The following is a 15,513-nucleotide window of genomic DNA, read 5'->3' on the forward strand; positions in this document are numbered from 1 at the left end:
AAGGCCGCAGCTTAACGCTGCGCAAAGGTCCAGGCGGCCCAGAGCCATCCCGCGATCATCAGCGTGCCGCCGATCGGCGTGATCGCACCCAGCCATTTGGGACCACCCAGCGCCATGACGTAGAGGCTGATCGCGAAGATCGCCGCGCCGGCCAGCAACAGAGCCGCCGCGCCGCGCGTCACGCCCATGATGGCCATGGCCGCGACGGCATGGATCAACTGATAGAGGCCGCCGGTGCGCAGCCATTCCGCCGCCTTGGGATCGGCCACGCCATGGGCGCCGAACGCGCCGGCGCCGATGGCCAGCGCCGCCGACAGGCAAGCCAGAATCGCGATCATGCCTTTTCTCCATCCCCTCGACTGATGAGGCGCATGCCCTTGCCCGGTCGATACATCAAGTCCTTCGCCGCGAGCAGGCTGCCATGTTCGGTCTGGAGCGCGAGGCGATCGGTATCATTCTGGCGATATTGGCGCTCGACCTCCTCGACCTCCTCACCCGGTACGCCCAGCGCCTGCATCGCCTGAACGCCCATGCAGATGGCCGATTCATAGACTTCGCGGACGGTGCCGGCGAGGTCCATGTCCTGCAATTCCAGCAATTGGCGGCGGTCGAAGACGCGGACCATGAGCGCGGCCTGGGGGAAGGCCTCCGCGATCGGTTGGAGCGCGCGCGAATCGAGAGCGGGGTCGTCGATGCAGAAGGCGATCAGGCGCGCTTCGTCCGCGCCGGCGCGGTGGAGCAGGTCCATGCGGGTGCCGTCGCCATAATAGACCTTCATGTCGAAGCGGCTCGACACTTCGATCTGGGCCGGCTTCTTGTCGATCAGGGTGACGGCGAAGCCATGACCCATCAGCATCTGCGCCACGGTCTGGCCGAAGCGGCCATAGCCCACGATGATGGCGGAGCCGCGTGGCGCGTCCTCCGGTCCCGACAGGTCGTTGACGTCCTTGGGCTTGGCGAATTCGAAGCGGCGGGCGAAGAGCATCAGGAACGGCGTCGTCGCCATGGAGAAGGTGACGATGGCGCTGAACAGGCTGGACGCTTCGGGCGCTATCAGCAGGGCGTTCTGCGCCTGGGCGAAGAGGACGAAGCCGAATTCGCCGCCTTGGCTGAGCAGCAGGCCAGCGCCGAGCGCCTGTTGCCAGGCCATGCCGAACAGGCGAGCAAGGCCGGTGATGATCGCCGCCTTGGTCGCGACGAGGATCGCGGCCATCGACAGGACGAAGAAGGGATTGGCGGCGACGGTGCGCAGGTCCAGCACCATGCCGACGGCGAGAAAGAAGAGGCCGAGCAGGATCGAGCGGAACGGCTCGACGTCGGCCTCGATCTCATGCCGGTAGGGCGAATCGGCGAGCATGACGCCCGCGACGAAGGCACCGAGCGCGGTCGAGAGGTGCAGGCTGTGCATCAGCGCGGCGGCGGCGAGCACGGTGAAAAGGCCGACCGCGACGAACAGTTCGCGCTCGCCCATGCGGCCGACGAGGCCAAGGAGCGGGCGCAGGATGAAGCGGCCGGCCAGCACAAGGCCGACGATGGCGGCGACGGTGTAGGCGGCCATCATCCATCCGGGCGGGCCGCCAGCGTCGGCGGGGTTGCGGGAGAGGGCGGCGATGATGGTGATGAGCGGGACGATCGAGAGATCCTGGAACAGCAGGATCGAAAAGACCTTCTCACCAAAGGGGGAATTGATGCGGCCGCTGGATTTGAGGCCGGGCAGCACCTGCGCAGTGGAGGACAAAGCGAGTGGCAGGCCGAGCGCGATCGCCGCGCCCCAGCTAAAGCCGGTGGAGTAGAAGATGATGGCGGTGAGGACGCAACCGCACAGCACCACCTGCGCCAGGCCGAGCGCGAAAATGTCGCGCTTCAGGCGCCAGAGGCGGGCGGGATGGAGTTCGAGGCCGACGAGGAACAGCAGCAGGACGATGCCGATTTCCGCGATGGCGAGTTTCGATTCGCCGCCGCCGACAAGGCCAAGGCCCTGCGGTCCGACCAAAGCGCCGGCGACGAGATAGCCGAGCACCGCGCCGAGGCCGAAGCGGCGGAAGAGCATGACGAAGAGGACGGCGGCGCCCAAGAGTATGACGCCTTCGGACAGGAGGACGTCGGTGGCGCTGATGGGGGCATGGGCTTCCATCAGGCGTCTGCCTGCCGGGCGGCTTGCGCGATCGCTTCAAAGCCGAGGCGGATCGAGGCGTGGCGGGCGGGATAGCCGCGCGCCGGGGCGAGGACGGCAAGGCCCGGCCAGAAGGCGAGATCGTCGCTGTCGCCCGCCAGATAGGCGGCGAGCCTGTCGCGGGCGTCGGCCAGTTCGTCTGCGGTCAGGCCGATCGCATGACCGGCCATCAGGGCGGCGGAGGCCTGACCCAGGGCGCAGGCTTTCACGTCGAGGCCCATGTCGGACAGATGGCCGTCGGTCATGCGGACATCGGCGGTCACGCGCGATCCGCAGGTGGGCGAGCGCTTCTCCACGGTCGCCTGCGGGTCCGGCAGGCGCTGGTGATGCGGGATGCCGGCAGCGAGCCGCAATATGTCTTTATTATAGAGGGGGGCATTCATGGCGAACCATGTAGGACAGGAATATCGCGGGGTGAAGGCGGCATAGGGCGATGTGGGAAAATTCCTCAGTCGCTGGAGCGTTGCACCAAAGCGGGGAACCGGAGTGGCGTGGGTATGCCGCTTTCCTGCGGGGCTGGTTGCCGGGATTGTGCTGGTCGGCCCCAAAGACTATCGCCCCGCCCATGAAGATACTGGTCGATGCCGATGCCTGCCCCGTGAAGGAGGAGATCTACAAGGTCGCCTGGCGGCATGAAATACCCGTGACGATCGTGAGCAACAGCCCGATCCGCATTCCTGTGCACCCGCTGGTGGACCGGGTGGTGGTGAGCGACGGTTTCGACGCGGCGGACGACTGGATCGCGGAGCGGGCGGATGCCGGGTCGGTGTGCATCACCGCCGATATCTTGCTGGCGGACCGCTGCCTGAAGGCCGGCGCGGTGGTGATCGCGCCCAATGGCAAGCCCTTTACGCTGAGTTCGATCGGTGCGGCGGTGGCGACGCGGGCTATCATGGCGGACCTGCGCGCAGGGGCCGTGGGCGATCCGATCGGCGGGCCGCCGCCCTTCGGCAAGGTCGATCGGTCGCGCTTTCTTCAGGCGCTGGACGAGGCACTGGTGCGTCTGAAGCGGGGGCGGTGACGATGGCCGATTATGACGCAATAATCCTTGGCGCGGGCGCGGCCGGGATGATGTGCGCGGCCACCGCCGGGCAGCGGGGACGGCGCGTGCTGCTGGTCGACCATGCCGAGGCGGTGGGCAAGAAGATCCTGATTTCGGGCGGCGGACGGTGCAATTTCACCAATATCCATACCGCCGCCGACCGATACCTGTCGGCCAATCCGCATTTCGCCAAGTCGGCGCTGGGGCGCTACACGGCCCAGGACTTTATCGGGCTGGTCGATCGCTATGGCATCGCCTGGCATGAGAAGACGCTGGGGCAGTTGTTCTGCGACGGGTCGGCGAAGCAGATCGTCGCGATGCTGGAAGAGGAATGCGCCAAGGGCGGCGTGACGCTGGCGCTGGGACAAGCGGTCGCGGATATCGACCATGGCGATGGCCTGTATCGGGTGAGCGTCGGCGGGACCGGGCATCGGGCGCCGGCGCTGGTGCTGGCGACCGGTGGGCCGTCCATTCCCAAGATGGGGGCGACGGGCTTCGCCTATGATGTGGCGCGGCATTTTGGCCTGAGCATCGTGCAGCCGCGTCCGGCGTTGGTGCCCTTCACGCTGGGGCCGGAGGAGTCGCTGTTCCAGTCGCTGTCGGGCGTGTCGGCCGATGTCGAGGTGCGATGGAACAAGACGCGCTTTCGCGAGGCGGCGCTGTTCACGCACCGTGGGCTGTCCGGGCCGGCGATGTTGCAGATATCCTCCTATTGGCAGCATCGGACGGCCATTCAGGTGAATTTCCTGCCGGATCGGGCGGCCGACTGGTTGCTGGCGGAAAAGGCGGAGCGGCCGCGGGCCAGCCTGCGCCGGGTGCTGGCGCAGGCGCTGACCGAGCGGCTGGCCGATGCGCTGCTGGAGCGGCTGGAAGTACAGGGGGAAATGGGGGCGCTGACCGACAAGGTGCTGCGGCAAGTGGGGGCGCGGCTTGCCGACTGGGCCTTCATGCCTTCCGGGACGGAGGGCTATGCCAAGGCCGAGGTGACGGTGGGCGGGATCGCCACCGCCGGGCTTTCGTCACGCACGATGGAGGCGGCCAAGGTGCCGGGGCTGTATGCGATCGGTGAGGCGGTGGATGTCACCGGATGGCTGGGCGGCTATAATTTCCAATGGGCCTGGGCCAGCGGCGTAGCGGCTGGGCAGGCGGTTTAAGACGTCGGGGAACGAGTCAGCGCCCCGTCATCGCCCGTGCGTTGGCGAGGAAGGTGCGGCCGATGCGGATTTCGCCGCCGTCGGTGAGGGCCGCGAACCAGACGCCGCTGCCGTCGTGGCGCAGGCGGGCGATATGGTCGCGGCGCACGATATGGCTGCGATGCAGGCGGACGAATTGCTGCGGGTCGAGCCGTTCCTCCAGGCTGCTGATCGTCTGGTGCAGCAGATAGCTGTGGGCGCTGACATGCAGGCGCATATAGTCGCGTTCCGCCTCGATCCGGTCGATCTGGTCGGTGGCGATGCGGATCAGTTCGGAGCGGTGCGGCACCCAGAATTCCTCCGCCCATTCAGGGCTGGGTTCGCTGGCGATGGCAGGCGCACCGGTGGAGGACTGGTTGCGCAGCGCCGCTTCCACCCGGTCGACTGCGCGGGTCAGCCGGTCATGGGCGACGGGCTTGAGCATGTAATCGACGGCGGCGAGATCGAACGCTTCGACTGCGAAACCCTCGAACGCGGTGACGAAGATGACGGCGGGGCGGATGCCCATCCGGCCTACGGCGCGGGCGACGCCGATGCCGTCCAGCAGGGGCATGGCGATATCGAGCAGGACGAGATCGGGCTTCAGCCCCTCGATCAGGCGCAGCGCCGCTTCGCCATCGGTGGCGGTGCCGACCAGCGCGATGCGCGGTTCGCGGGCGCAGAGCATCTGGAGCCGTTCGACGGCGAGCGGTTCGTCATCGACGATCATGGTGCGGATGGACATGGACGTCAGCAACCCCGGCGGATGATGGGCAAGGTGAGGAGGACGGAAAAACCGTCGCCTTCGCGCGGACCATAAGCGATGCGGCCCTGTTCGCCAAAGCGGGCGGTCAGCCGGTCGCGGACATTGGCAAGGCCGATGCCGCTGCCGGCGTCGGCCCCGCTCGGCGGATTGTCGCCATCATCGGTCACGGCAATGTGCAACTGGTCGCCATCCTCCCGCGCGGTGATGGTGATGGTCACGGGACTTAAGGTGCGGGATACGCCATATTTGATCGCATTTTCGACCAGCGGCTGGAGGATGAGGCCGGGGACGCAGGCGTTCATCAGCGCGGGCGGGATGTCGATGGCGGTGGTCAGCCGGTCGGGGAAGCGGACCGCCTCGATATCCAGATAGAGTTTCTGAAGATGGACTTCCTCCTCCAGCGGCACATCGTCCAGCGGATCGCCGGTCAGGCTGGTGCGGTAGAAGTTGGAGAGCGACATGATCATCTGCTCCGCATCGTCCGGCTTGTTGCGCATGACCAGGGTGGAGAGGGAGTTGAGCGTGTTGAACAGGAAATGCGGGTTCACCTGATAACGGAGCGAGCGCAGTTCGGCCTGCTGGGCGGCGCGTTCCAGCCGGGCGGCGCGGCGTTCGGTGCGGTGCGCTTCGCTGGCATAGGAGAGGGCGAGGTAAAGGCCGGCCCAGGCGGCGAGGAAGAAATAGCGCGTCATCGCGTCTTCGACGATGGAGATGAGCACATAGCCTTCCTCCATCGCCTTCTTCTTCATGTCCGCGTCGGGAAAGAGGCTGATCGGATCATAGACGTTGAAGATATAATAGTTGGCCGCTGCCATGGCGAGCGCGAAGGGGGCGGCGAGCGAGAAGGCGGCGACGAAGCGGACCGCCAGCGGCTTATAGTCGAACCGGCGCAGCGCGAGATAGAGTATCCAGGTGACGATGATGCCGATCACCGCCACGACCATGCGGCGGGCCGCCATTTCCCATTGCGCGTCGAAGCCGACGACGATGGCGCGCAGGGTCACGATGACGGTGTAGAAGAACCAGAAGCCCAGAATCGAATAGAGCGCGATCGACGGCGCGACGCCGCGATCGTCTTCGGGAAGATCAGTCATGATGCCTGTCTACGCCGGGATATTGCGAAAGTCTGTAGGACGCCGTGTTGCTGGTCGAACTGGCGGCGGCGTTGGTCGAAGGACGGGCGGAACCGCGCTGCCGGGCTGTCCGTTGATCCGAGGAAACGACAGGAGAGTGTCATGACGGACAAGAACGAACTGCGTCCGAACAGTCGCGAGGAGGCCGGCGACGATCGGGAAAGCGATACGCAGGACCATGTGCTGCACCCCGACGAGAAGCGCGACGAGAGCCTGAAGGATTCGATGGATGCGTCCGATCCGCCATCGACCGCCAAGCCCGGCGACAAGGGCGACCCGGTGCCCTCGTCCGGTTTCAGGGAGGGCGAGGACCGATAGCTCCGCCTGTAACGATATGCTATCGTAACGGGCGGAAGAGCGAAAAGCGCCGCCCCTTTTGAGAGGAGTATGCCATCCATGCCGACATCCGCCACCCCCGCCATCGAGCGCATCGCCCGTGTCCTTGCCGGTCGCCAGTTGAGCCTGAACGGGGGCGGCCATGATCCGCATGCGGCCGGCGCGGTGGATGCCGCCTGGCCCGACCATGTCGATGATGCCTATGCGATCCTGCATACGTTGCGCGAACCCGATGCGCAGATGGCGCAGGCCGGCGACGTGGGCGTATGGCGGGCGATGATCGGCGCGGTGTTGGAGCGGCGGGCCAGCGCCTGAACTTTCCGCGCCTGAATCTGCCGGGGCCTGAATGTGCGGGGGACGGCTGGCGCGCTCTGGCGCTGGCGGTTTTAAACCGTTAGGCGTGGGCGACGGGCCGATGCTGAAGATCAAGATCCAGATATATTGTGGCGACGAGATCGCCATGGGGCCGGGCAAGGCGGACCTGCTCGACGCGATCGCGGCGGAAGGGTCGATCTCGGCGGCCGGGCGGAAGCAGGGGATGAGTTACCGGAGATGCTGGCTGCTGGTCGACGTCATGAACCGCTGCTGGGCCGATCCGCTGGTCGCGACGTCGAGCGAAGGGGCGCGTTTGACGCCGAGCGGGACCGCGATCCTGGCGACCTATCGTGCCTTGCAGGCGAGCGTGGCCGGGACCGGGCTGGAGAGTGCTGCGGCGCTGGAACGGTTGCTGCGGGATAGGCCGCTGTCCACGCAAGTCGCTTCGCCGCATAGCTAATCTTTCGGTAACGCGCGTGCGGCATGAGAGACGGCGGAGGCCGCTTTCCCATGTATGACATCCGATTTCGCCACGATATCAACCTGCTCGACATCGCCTGGCACGGCCAGTTCACCAATGAGGGCGTGGCTGCCTACGCCCGTGAGGTGAAGGCGCGATTCGTGGCCGAGGGGTTTGCGCCCGGCTATCTGCTGCGGATGGACATGAGTGGCAGCGCGGTGCAGCCGCAGGTAGCGGTCGCGGCTTTCCGCGCGCATCTGGGCGAAGGGCTGTTCCCGCGGGCGTCGCGGATCGCCATCGTCACCCCCAGCATCATCGCCACGATGCAGGTGCGGCGGGAAATGACCCAGGATTATATGCGGATATTCACCCAGGCCGATGAGGCGCTGGCCTGGCTGCTGGAGAGGGTGAGCGCTTGATGAGACAGCGAGTTGGACAGGTGAATCGCGTGGGTTTATTAGTTACTTAGCTAACTAATTAAATTGTGGCCAGCTATGTTCGCGGGATGGGGTGTCATATTTGGCGGGCCTGTCCCGACTTGGGTTCAGACGCTGTTTCAGCCGATCATCGCGCGGGTCATGCAGGCGCGATGGGGGGTGTTGTCCGCGTCTCCAACGGCTTGTCGCAGTCACGGAAGTTTCATGTTGCGCCGCACAAAGAAATCTGTTCCGTTATGAACAGCGGTGGAACAGGCGCTTAAGCCTTCGGTAACCATAGAGGGCGCATGTTTCATCCTACGACTTCAAGTCGGAGGGCATGAACATGGGTACGAGTGCAAGACCTGCGGACGGGGCTGTCACCTTGGCGGAACTGCGTGAATTCGCCAGCTTCCCGTCTGCCACGCAACGCTATATCCGCCGATCGCTGGATATCGGGCTGCATCGCCGCGATGCGATGAAGCTGTGGTCCCGCGACATGGTGGAGGAAGCGTCGATCCGCGCACAGGCGCGCATCTACGGCCGGCTGGACGATATCAAGGCGCGCGTACCCGATGATAGCGGGCTGGAGCAGGTGGAGCCGTTCATGGCGCCGCTGGTCACGGTATCGGCCTTCGACCTGGGGCAGGATCGGCTGAGCAGCTTTTCCGCCTATCGCTTCCTCTATGAGCGCCTGCTGGGCGCTGGGGCGCGGCCCTGGTTGCCGGGGGCGTTCTGCGCCGCCGCCAGCCTGCCGCACCTCCACCCCGAAAAGCGGCGCGCGCTGCTCCAGTCGATCAGCGAGGCGGCGGCGACGGCGGTGGGCTGGTCCAACCGCGAACCGACCTTCTATCCTGAGTGGGTGGAAAAGGTGGATCTTTCCAAGGCGAACTGAGGGGGAACCCAAGGTTGTGCCTTAACGAAAAAGGCCGCGCGAAGTGGGGGCTTCGCGCGGCCTTTTTCATGGGGCTGCGGGATGACGGAGACGGGTATGATCGGAACGGTGATGGTGGTGGCGGCGCTGGCCGGGGCGAGCGATATCGGCGTGGGCGATGCGCAGCGGCGCGTGCTGCTGGATGCGCTGCGGCCGGTGATCGAGCGCGATCTGGGGCAGAAGGTGCAATTCGTCGTGCGGACGCTGCGGCGGCAGGATCGCTGGGCCTTCGCCCATGTGGTGCCGCAGACGGTGGCGGGCGGGGCGATCGACTTTCGCCGCACCCGCCATGCCGAGCGGGTCGAGGCCGGGATATTAGACGGGCCGGATACCTATGCGCTGCTGGAGATGCGGGACGGGCGCTGGATGGTGCGCGACTTCGTGGTCGGGCCTACCGATGTGACTTATGCGGGATGGCCGGACGACTATGGCGCGCCGGCGGGGTTGTTCGGTTTGGAGGAGTGAAGGCCGGGTTGGCGGCTAGGGGTGGATCGGCTCCCCCGCCGCCGTCCGGTCAGACCAGTGCGAAATCGGCCAGCGTGAGTTGCGCGGGCGGCAGGCCCAGGCCGAGATCGGCGATGTCGTAGATGTTCGCGTCCTGCGTGCCGCTGGCATCGGCGGTGTAATATAGGTGGGTGCGGCCGTCGGCAGTGGCGGCGGCGATGAACAGGCCGGCGCCGACCGCGCCGCCGCTGCCATGGTCCGCCAGGATGGCGCGCAGGTCCACTATGTCTTCGACCGGTCCGTCATAGAGGAACAGGTCTGCGCCGCTGAGGTTGGCGACGCCGTTTTCATCGCCCTGGACCAGCGTGTCGAGCCGCCCGTCGGCCAGGATGAAGCCGGCTGCGGAGAAGTGCAGTTGATCCTCGCCCGGCGTGAAGTCGGTGATGCTGTCCCAGCCCTGTTCGGCGCTGCCCCAGAAGAAGATGTCGCCGCCGGCGCCGCCGGTCAGGATGTCGTTGCCATAGCCACCCTCCAGCCGGTCCTGCCCGGCGCCGCCCAGAAGCTGGTCGTCGCCATAGGAGCCGTCGAGGTCGACGCTGTAGGGGGCGGAGAGGGTGCTGGCGTCGAGGATGTCGTTGCCATATTCGCTGACGACCTGAAGCCGGCCGCCATGGGCGGTCGAGACGAGCGCGTCGGTTATTTCGAGGCTGTAGTCGGCCGATTCATAGGGGCCTTCGGTGTACCAATAATAGCCATCGTCATAATAATAGTCGCGATACCAATAAAAGACGTTGAGATCGATCTTCTCGATACCGGATACGCCGGACAGCAAGGCAGCGTCATAGACGGCACCATAGTTGAGGATCAGCGTGTCGATGGCGGCGCCGTCGCCGCCGACCACGACATCGCCGCTGACGAAGGAGGTGGGTTCGTAAGCCAGGCTGCCTTCATAGAAATTGAAGATGTCTGCGCCAGCGCCGCCGACCAGATGGTCGGCCCCACTGATTGTGAGAATGGAGACGGCATAATCGGCCGAGACGGCCGAGGCGTCGACCATGGCGTCCCATCCGAATTGCAGTTCGATCCGGTTGCTGCCCGTCGATGCGATCAGTGCGTCGCCCAGAGCGATGCTGCTGCTGCTCAGAAATTCGATCTCGCCGATATCGCGGACCTGTGCGAAGTCCGCTTCGGTCAGGTGGACGCCGTCGCGGAAGGTCAGGACGTCCGCACCGCCATTGCCCTCAATCCGGTCGCGCGCGTTGAAATCCGTTCCATCGACCAGAATTTGATCATAGCCCGATCCGCCAAGCACCGTGTCGTTGCCGCTGCTGATATAGATGGTTCCGCCGGCTCTGCCGCTGGCGTCGATCCTGTCATTGCCAGCGCCGTCGCGGATCGTGCCGGACATGGCCGAGGACAGTTCGATCCAGTTGTCACCATCGGCCAACTGGATTTCCTGCACCACATTGTCCGCATTCCAACTGGCGGCGGAGAAATGGCCGGCGGTCGAGAAGATGAGCGTGTTATAGGCCCAGCCGCCGTCGCCACCATCCATGAAGTCGGCGCTGGTCAGATCCTCCATGCGGAAGATGAAGAAATCATCATACCAGCCGCCGACGAGATGATCGTCGCCTGCACCGGCCGTTACCCACACGCCGGTATCGAAATCGGTCGCGTCGAGGCGGTCGTCGCCGTCGTTCAGGATGATCTGATAGGGTTCAAACGGATACCAGTTGGTCGGGCGGCCGGACAGGGTGATGTCGTTTGCGCCATTGGCGAAGCTGACCTGCTCCACCGAACTGAGGGACGACCATAGGGCATCGGTTATGCTGACGGTTCCGGCGGTCTGAAAGGCGATCCGGTCCCGGCCGCCATTGCCGACGATCCTGTCCGCTGCGGTCAGCGCGCCGGCGTCGAAGCGGAAGATGTCGTCGCCCGCGCCGCCGATCAGCATGTCGTTGCCAAGGCCTGCATAGACGTCGAGATGGTCGGCGGCGGTGAAATCCCGCGCGTTGATGCTGTCATTGCGGGCATTGCCGATGATGGTGACGGTGCGGTTCTGCGCCGTGGCGGCCCAATGCGGGGCGAGGCTGAGATGGTTGGCGCCGTTGGCCAGGTCTATCCGTTCTATGCCGGAGACATTGGCCAGTTGCTGGCCATAGAGGCCACCGGCGCTGGTCAGGATGAGCCGGTCGAAGCCGGCACCGCCCCGGACTGTGTCGCCGCCATCGAGGGCATTGGCGGCGAAGCGGAAGCTGTCGTCGCCCGCGCCGCCGATCAAGCTGTCGTTGCCAAGGCCGGCTGTGACGTCCAGCCGGTCGAAGGCGGTGAAGCCGGAGGCGTTGACGCTGTCGTTGCCGGCATTGCCGATGACGGTGACGGTGCGGCTTTGCGCGGTAGCGGCCCAGTGCGCGGCGAGGCTGAGATGGTTGGTGCCGTTGGCGAGGTCTATCCGTTCGATGCCGGAGACATTGGCGAGTTGCTGACCATAGAGACCGCCCGCGCTGGTGAGGATGAGGCGATCGAAGCCGGCGCCGCCCTGGATGCTGTCGCTGCCGTTGAGGGCGTTGGCGGCGAAGCGGAAGATATCGGCCCCGGCCCCGCCGATCAAGCTGTCGTTGCCGGTGCCGGCGGTGACGTCGAGATGGTCGGCGGCGGTGAAGCCGGAGGCGTTGATGCTGTCGTTGCCGGCGTTGCCGATGACGGTGACGGTGCGGCTTTGCGCCGTAGCGGCCCAATGGGCGGCGAGGCTGAGATGGTTGGCGCCGTTGGCGAGGTCGATCCGTTCGATGTCTGAAATGTTGGCGAGTTGCTGGCCATAGAGTCCGCCGGCGCTGGTGAGGATGAGGCGGTCGAAGCCGGCGCGGCCGTTGACGCTGTCGCTGCCGTTGAGGGCGTTGGCGGCGAAGCGGAAAATGTCGTTGCCTGCGCCGCCGAGAAGATTGTCGTTGCCGGTGCCGGCGTGGATGTCGATGCGATCCGCCGCCGTGAAGGTGAAGGCGCTGATGACGTCGTTGCCGTTGTTGCCGAGGACGGTGACGGTGCGGTTATGGGCGGTGGCGGCCATCCGCGCGGTCAGGATCAGGCGGTTGGCCCCCGCCGCGAGTTCGACCTGTTCGATGCCGGATACGCCGGCCAACTGCCCGTCATAGACGGTGCCGGCGGTGTCGAGGACGAGGCGGTCTATCGCGGGGCCGTCGCCGCCGATGACGGTGTCGCGATTGTTGAGGTCGGCAACGCGGAAATGAAATATGTCCGCTGCCGTAGTGCCGGTGAAATGATCGTCGCTATTAGGGTTAGACCTGAAGATCGCCATCACGATTCGTCCCGCTATTGCGCATGAAATCATCATGCCTGACTTATGAACGACTGACGAGTATCAAAGTCGGTCATGATATTGCCGGTTCGTTTCCATGTGCGATAGTCGGCGTCATCATGCCGCTATGGTCGTGCATGATGCGATGCGCGGGCCGATCCGTTTTCCCGCAGGCGGGGGCATGAAATGGCTGGACAGGCGGCGTCTTTCTGGCATCCCATCGTTGGTGCGCGACAATCGGGGGACGATGATGGCGATCAACCTGAAGGTGAATGGGCAAGTGCGGGCGGTGGAGGCCGATCCGGCCAAGCCGCTGCTATGGGTGCTGCGCGAGGATCTGGACATGGTGGGCACCAAGTTCGGCTGTGGCGCGGGGCTGTGCGGCGCGTGCACCGTCCATATCGACGGCAGCCCGGCGCGCGCGTGCCAGACGCCGATCGGCGAGGCGCAGGGCATGGCGATCACCACGATCGAGGCGGTGGCGCAGAGCGAGGCGGGCAAGCGCATTTCCGATAGCTGGGTGAAGCTGGACGTGCCGCAATGCGGCTATTGCCAGGCGGGGCAGATCATGAGCGCGACCGCGCTGCTGGCGACCACGCCCGATCCCACGGACGAGGATATTGACGGGGCGATGATGGGCAATTTGTGCCGTTGCTCCACCTATGTCCGCATTCGCGCCGCGATCAGGGATGCAGCCAGGTCGGGAGCGAAGGCATGAACGCGCCGGTCCTGTCGCGCCGTGGCTTTTTGAGCGCATCGTTGGTCGCCGGGGGCGGATTGCTGTTCGACCTCAACATCCCGATGGCGGGTGCGGCCGAAGGAGCGCCGCAGATATTGACCGCCTTCGTGCAGATACTGCCGGACAATCGCGTCATGATCGGGGCGAAGAATGCCGAGATCGGGCAGGGCGCCAAGACGATGCTGCCGATGCTGATCGCCGAGGAGCTGGACGTCGACTGGGCGCAGGTGACGATCGAGCAGACCCATGCCGACCAGACAATTTTCGGCGGGCAGAGCGCAGGCGGCAGCCGCACGACGCCGCGCGAATGGCTGCCGACGCGCAAGGCCGGGGCTGCGGCGCGGTCGATGCTGGTGGCGGCTGCGGCGCAGCTATGGGGCGTGGCGCCGGCGTCCTTGAAGACGGGCAGCGGCACGGTGCGCGATCCGGCGTCGGGCAAGAGCATGACCTATGCCGCGCTGGCCGCCGCCGCCGCGCGGCAGCCCGCGCCCGATCCGGCGACGCTGGTGCTGAAAGACCCGAAGGATTTCCGCATCATCGGCCAGTCGATCGGCGGGGTGGATACGCCCGCGATCGTGGCGGGCAAGCCGCTGTTCGGGATCGATTTCAAGCTGCCGGGCATGCTTTATGCGGTGCTGGAAAGCTGTCCGGCCTTTGGTGGCACGTTCAAATCGGCCAATCTGGATGCGGTGAAGGCGCTGCCTGGCGTGGCCCATGTGCTGACGATCAAGGGGGACGGCACGCCGGAGTCGCTGTTCGATGGGGTCGCGATCCTGTCGGGCAGTTGGTGGAGCGCCAACCAAGCGCGCGAGGCGCTGAAAGTCGAATGGGACATGAGCAGGGTCAGCGGTTTTTCGACCGACGGCTATGCCGCGCAGGCAGCCACGCGGCTGAAGGGCAAGGCGGATGGCGATATCGTCCGTGCGGGCGATGTGGATGGGGCCTTTGCCGCTGCGGCAAAGACGGTCAGCGCGCAATATCATTATCCCTTCCTGGCGCATGCCACGCTGGAGCCGCAGAACTGCACCGCCCTGTTCAAGGATGGCGCGATCGAAATCTGGGCGCCGACGCAGAATCCCGAAAGCGGGCGCGGGCTGGTGGCCAAGGCGCTGAACCTGCCGCCGGAGAAGATCCGCATCAACTTCACCCGCATCGGCGGTGGTTTCGGCCGGCGGTTGATGAATGATTATATGGTGCAGGCGGCGGCGATCGCGGCGCAGCTACCGGGCGTGCCGGTGAAGCTGCTCTATAGCCGGCAGCAGGATATGCAGCATGATTTCTATCGTCCCGCCGGCTGGCATGGTTTCCGCGCGGCGCTGGACAAGGGCGGCAGGCTGACGGCGTTTCACGATCATTTCGTGACGTTCGGCAAGGACGGCAAGCCGGTGCGATCGGCGGAAATGCCGGCGAGCGAATTGCCTGCCGGCCTGATCGACACGGTGCTGCTGGAGCAGAGCTTCATCAGCACCAATATGCCGACCGGCTGGCTGCGGGCGCCGGGGTCCAATGCGCTGGCGTTCGTGACGCAGGCTTTTCTGGACGAAGTGGCGCAGGCGGCGGGCAAGGATCTGCCGAGCCTGATGCTGGAATTGCTGGGCGAGCCGCGCGAACTGGCGCGTGGACCCAATGCGCCGCCCTTCGTCACCGGGCGGGCCAAAGGCGTGATCGAGACAGTGCTGGCGATGAGCGGCTGGGCCGATCGCGGGAAGCTGCCCAAGGGACGGGGCAAGGGCTTCGCCTTTTACTATAGCCATATGGGCTATTTTGCCGAGGTGCTGGAGGTGGCGATGGTCGACGGGATGCCGAAGGTTGCGACCGTGTGGGTCGCGGGCGATGTCGGCAGCCAGATCATCAACCCGATGAATGCGCTGCATCAGGCGCAGGGATCGGTGATCGAGGGGCTGGGGCAGGCGCTGGCCGGGCAGAAGATCACGCAGGTCGCGGGCGCGGTGGAGCAGGCGAATTTCGATACCCATCCGTTGCAGCGCATCCCCGATACGCCGCAGATCATCGTCGAGTTCGTGAAAACAGACTATCCGCCGACCGGCATGGGCGAGCCGGCGCTGCCGCCGGTGATCCCGGCGCTGGTCAACGCGCTGCATGCGGCGACCGGCAAGCGCATCCGCACCCTGCCGATCGTGCCGGAGATGTTCGCCTGATCCATCTTTCCTGAGTTTTTCGGCCCCCCGAAAAAAATCTTGATGATCGTCAAGATTTTTATGGCGGATCGGCATGGTGTCCTTCGTCATGCCGATCAGAGGGGCGAA

At 65.5% G+C, this 15,513-nt stretch carries 16 protein-coding genes; 10 read left to right on the top strand and 6 right to left on the bottom strand.

Going from position 1 to position 15,513, the window contains the following annotated elements:
• Positions 1-11: 11 nt before the first annotated feature.
• Genes ASE85_RS12365 through ASE85_RS12375 form a run of 3 tightly spaced genes read right to left on the bottom strand, consistent with a single transcriptional unit; the run spans position 12 to position 2,556 of the window.
• Positions 12-338, bottom strand: a complete 327-nt coding sequence (locus ASE85_RS12365) for a DUF423 domain-containing protein (protein WP_056688438.1) — start codon at positions 336-338, stop codon at positions 12-14.
• A complete protein-coding gene (locus tag ASE85_RS12370; RefSeq protein WP_056688441.1) occupies positions 335-2,134 on the bottom strand; it encodes a cation:proton antiporter domain-containing protein in 1,800 nt (599 codons plus the stop codon). Before ASE85_RS12370 ends, ASE85_RS12365 begins: the two co-directional genes overlap by 4 nt.
• Positions 2,134-2,556 carry an iron-sulfur cluster assembly scaffold protein gene (locus tag ASE85_RS12375; protein ID WP_056688443.1) on the bottom strand — a complete coding sequence of 141 codons (423 nt, stop codon included), beginning with the start codon at positions 2,554-2,556 and terminating at the stop codon, positions 2,134-2,136. The genes ASE85_RS12370 and ASE85_RS12375 overlap by 1 nt, the downstream gene beginning before the upstream one ends.
• Positions 2,557-2,738: 182 nt before the next feature.
• On the opposite strand from ASE85_RS12375, the gene ASE85_RS12380 reads away from it, so the two are divergent.
• Together ASE85_RS12380 and ASE85_RS12385 are read left to right on the top strand one after the other, a co-directional pair.
• On the top strand, positions 2,739-3,194 hold the full coding sequence (locus ASE85_RS12380) for a YaiI/YqxD family protein (protein ID WP_056688446.1): 456 nt from the start codon (positions 2,739-2,741) through the stop codon (positions 3,192-3,194).
• A gap of 2 nt (positions 3,195-3,196) precedes the next feature.
• Positions 3,197-4,369 carry an NAD(P)/FAD-dependent oxidoreductase gene (locus ASE85_RS12385; RefSeq protein ID WP_056688449.1) on the top strand — a complete coding sequence of 391 codons (1,173 nt, stop codon included), beginning with the start codon at positions 3,197-3,199 and terminating at the stop codon, positions 4,367-4,369.
• 16 nt (positions 4,370-4,385) lie between these two features.
• On the opposite strand, the gene ASE85_RS12390 is transcribed toward ASE85_RS12385, so the two are convergent.
• Positions 4,386-5,132 carry a LytR/AlgR family response regulator transcription factor gene (locus ASE85_RS12390; RefSeq protein ID WP_056688762.1) on the bottom strand — a complete coding sequence of 249 codons (747 nt, stop codon included), beginning with the start codon at positions 5,130-5,132 and terminating at the stop codon, positions 4,386-4,388.
• A 5-nt stretch (positions 5,133-5,137) separates the two neighbouring features.
• On the bottom strand, positions 5,138-6,247 hold the full coding sequence (locus ASE85_RS12395) for a sensor histidine kinase (protein ID WP_056688452.1): 1,110 nt from the start codon (positions 6,245-6,247) through the stop codon (positions 5,138-5,140).
• A 141-nt stretch (positions 6,248-6,388) separates the two neighbouring features.
• Between ASE85_RS12395 and ASE85_RS12400 the strand changes: the two genes are divergently transcribed.
• The 6 genes from ASE85_RS12400 to ASE85_RS12425 all read left to right on the top strand — a co-directional run bounded on the left by ASE85_RS12400 (position 6,389) and on the right by ASE85_RS12425 (position 9,212).
• Positions 6,389-6,604, top strand: coding sequence for a hypothetical protein (locus tag ASE85_RS12400; protein ID WP_200928345.1), 216 nt, complete (start codon positions 6,389-6,391; stop codon positions 6,602-6,604).
• Between the two features lie 78 nt (positions 6,605-6,682).
• A complete protein-coding gene (locus tag ASE85_RS12405; RefSeq protein ID WP_056688455.1) occupies positions 6,683-6,937 on the top strand; it encodes a hypothetical protein in 255 nt (84 codons plus the stop codon).
• Between the two features lie 100 nt (positions 6,938-7,037).
• Positions 7,038-7,397, top strand: coding sequence for a winged helix-turn-helix domain-containing protein (locus ASE85_RS12410; RefSeq protein WP_056688458.1), 360 nt, complete (start codon positions 7,038-7,040; stop codon positions 7,395-7,397).
• A 50-nt stretch (positions 7,398-7,447) separates the two neighbouring features.
• Entirely contained in the window at positions 7,448-7,816 is a 369-nt protein-coding gene (locus ASE85_RS12415) for an STAS/SEC14 domain-containing protein (protein ID WP_056688461.1), read from the top strand.
• Positions 7,817-8,159: 343 nt separating this feature from the next.
• Positions 8,160-8,708 (top strand): hypothetical protein, encoded by a 549-nt coding sequence (locus ASE85_RS12420; RefSeq protein WP_056688768.1) that lies wholly within the window; start codon positions 8,160-8,162, stop codon positions 8,706-8,708.
• Between the two features lie 81 nt (positions 8,709-8,789).
• Entirely contained in the window at positions 8,790-9,212 is a 423-nt protein-coding gene (locus ASE85_RS12425; RefSeq protein ID WP_056688464.1) for a hypothetical protein, read from the top strand.
• Between the two features lie 49 nt (positions 9,213-9,261).
• On the opposite strand, the gene ASE85_RS12430 is transcribed toward ASE85_RS12425, so the two are convergent.
• The gene (locus ASE85_RS12430; protein ID WP_056688467.1) at positions 9,262-12,507 is read right to left on the bottom strand and encodes a beta strand repeat-containing protein; all 3,246 of its coding nucleotides are present in this window, start codon (positions 12,505-12,507) and stop codon (positions 9,262-9,264) included.
• Positions 12,508-12,757: 250 nt separating this feature from the next.
• On the opposite strand from ASE85_RS12430, the gene ASE85_RS12435 reads away from it, so the two are divergent.
• Together ASE85_RS12435 and ASE85_RS12440 are read left to right on the top strand one after the other, a co-directional pair.
• Positions 12,758-13,225, top strand: a complete 468-nt coding sequence (locus ASE85_RS12435) for a (2Fe-2S)-binding protein (RefSeq protein WP_056688771.1) — start codon at positions 12,758-12,760, stop codon at positions 13,223-13,225.
• Positions 13,222-15,405 (top strand): xanthine dehydrogenase family protein molybdopterin-binding subunit, encoded by a 2,184-nt coding sequence (locus ASE85_RS12440; RefSeq protein WP_056688470.1) that lies wholly within the window; start codon positions 13,222-13,224, stop codon positions 15,403-15,405. The genes ASE85_RS12435 and ASE85_RS12440 overlap by 4 nt, the downstream gene beginning before the upstream one ends.
• Positions 15,406-15,513: the final 108 nt, after the last annotated feature.

The sequence above is a fragment of the Sphingobium sp. Leaf26 genome, assembly GCF_001421665.1.
GTDB lineage: Bacteria > Pseudomonadota > Alphaproteobacteria > Sphingomonadales > Sphingomonadaceae > Sphingobium.

Bases quoted from the DNA above. Each gene is read 5' to 3' on its own strand.
- ASE85_RS12430 (WP_056688467.1), bottom strand. From the start codon at position 12,507: ATGGCGATCTTCAGGTCTAACCCTAATAGCGACGATCATTTCACCGGC.
- ASE85_RS12425 (WP_056688464.1), top strand. From the start codon at position 8,790: ATGACGGAGACGGGTATGATCGGAACGGTGATGGTGGTGGCGGCGCTG.
- ASE85_RS12435 (WP_056688771.1), top strand. From the start codon at position 12,758: ATGGCGATCAACCTGAAGGTGAATGGGCAAGTGCGGGCGGTGGAGGCC.
- ASE85_RS12390 (WP_056688762.1), bottom strand. From the start codon at position 5,132: ATGTCCATCCGCACCATGATCGTCGATGACGAACCGCTCGCCGTCGAA.
- ASE85_RS12370 (WP_056688441.1), bottom strand. From the start codon at position 2,134: ATGGAAGCCCATGCCCCCATCAGCGCCACCGACGTCCTCCTGTCCGAA.
- ASE85_RS12400 (WP_200928345.1), top strand. From the start codon at position 6,389: ATGACGGACAAGAACGAACTGCGTCCGAACAGTCGCGAGGAGGCCGGC.
- ASE85_RS12395 (WP_056688452.1), bottom strand. From the start codon at position 6,247: ATGACTGATCTTCCCGAAGACGATCGCGGCGTCGCGCCGTCGATCGCG.
- ASE85_RS12380 (WP_056688446.1), top strand. From the start codon at position 2,739: ATGAAGATACTGGTCGATGCCGATGCCTGCCCCGTGAAGGAGGAGATC.
- ASE85_RS12375 (WP_056688443.1), bottom strand. From the start codon at position 2,556: ATGAATGCCCCCCTCTATAATAAAGACATATTGCGGCTCGCTGCCGGC.
- ASE85_RS12440 (WP_056688470.1), top strand. From the start codon at position 13,222: ATGAACGCGCCGGTCCTGTCGCGCCGTGGCTTTTTGAGCGCATCGTTG.
- ASE85_RS12415 (WP_056688461.1), top strand. From the start codon at position 7,448: ATGTATGACATCCGATTTCGCCACGATATCAACCTGCTCGACATCGCC.
- ASE85_RS12420 (WP_056688768.1), top strand. From the start codon at position 8,160: ATGGGTACGAGTGCAAGACCTGCGGACGGGGCTGTCACCTTGGCGGAA.
- ASE85_RS12365 (WP_056688438.1), bottom strand. From the start codon at position 338: ATGATCGCGATTCTGGCTTGCCTGTCGGCGGCGCTGGCCATCGGCGCC.
- ASE85_RS12410 (WP_056688458.1), top strand. From the start codon at position 7,038: ATGCTGAAGATCAAGATCCAGATATATTGTGGCGACGAGATCGCCATG.
- ASE85_RS12405 (WP_056688455.1), top strand. From the start codon at position 6,683: ATGCCGACATCCGCCACCCCCGCCATCGAGCGCATCGCCCGTGTCCTT.
- ASE85_RS12385 (WP_056688449.1), top strand. From the start codon at position 3,197: ATGGCCGATTATGACGCAATAATCCTTGGCGCGGGCGCGGCCGGGATG.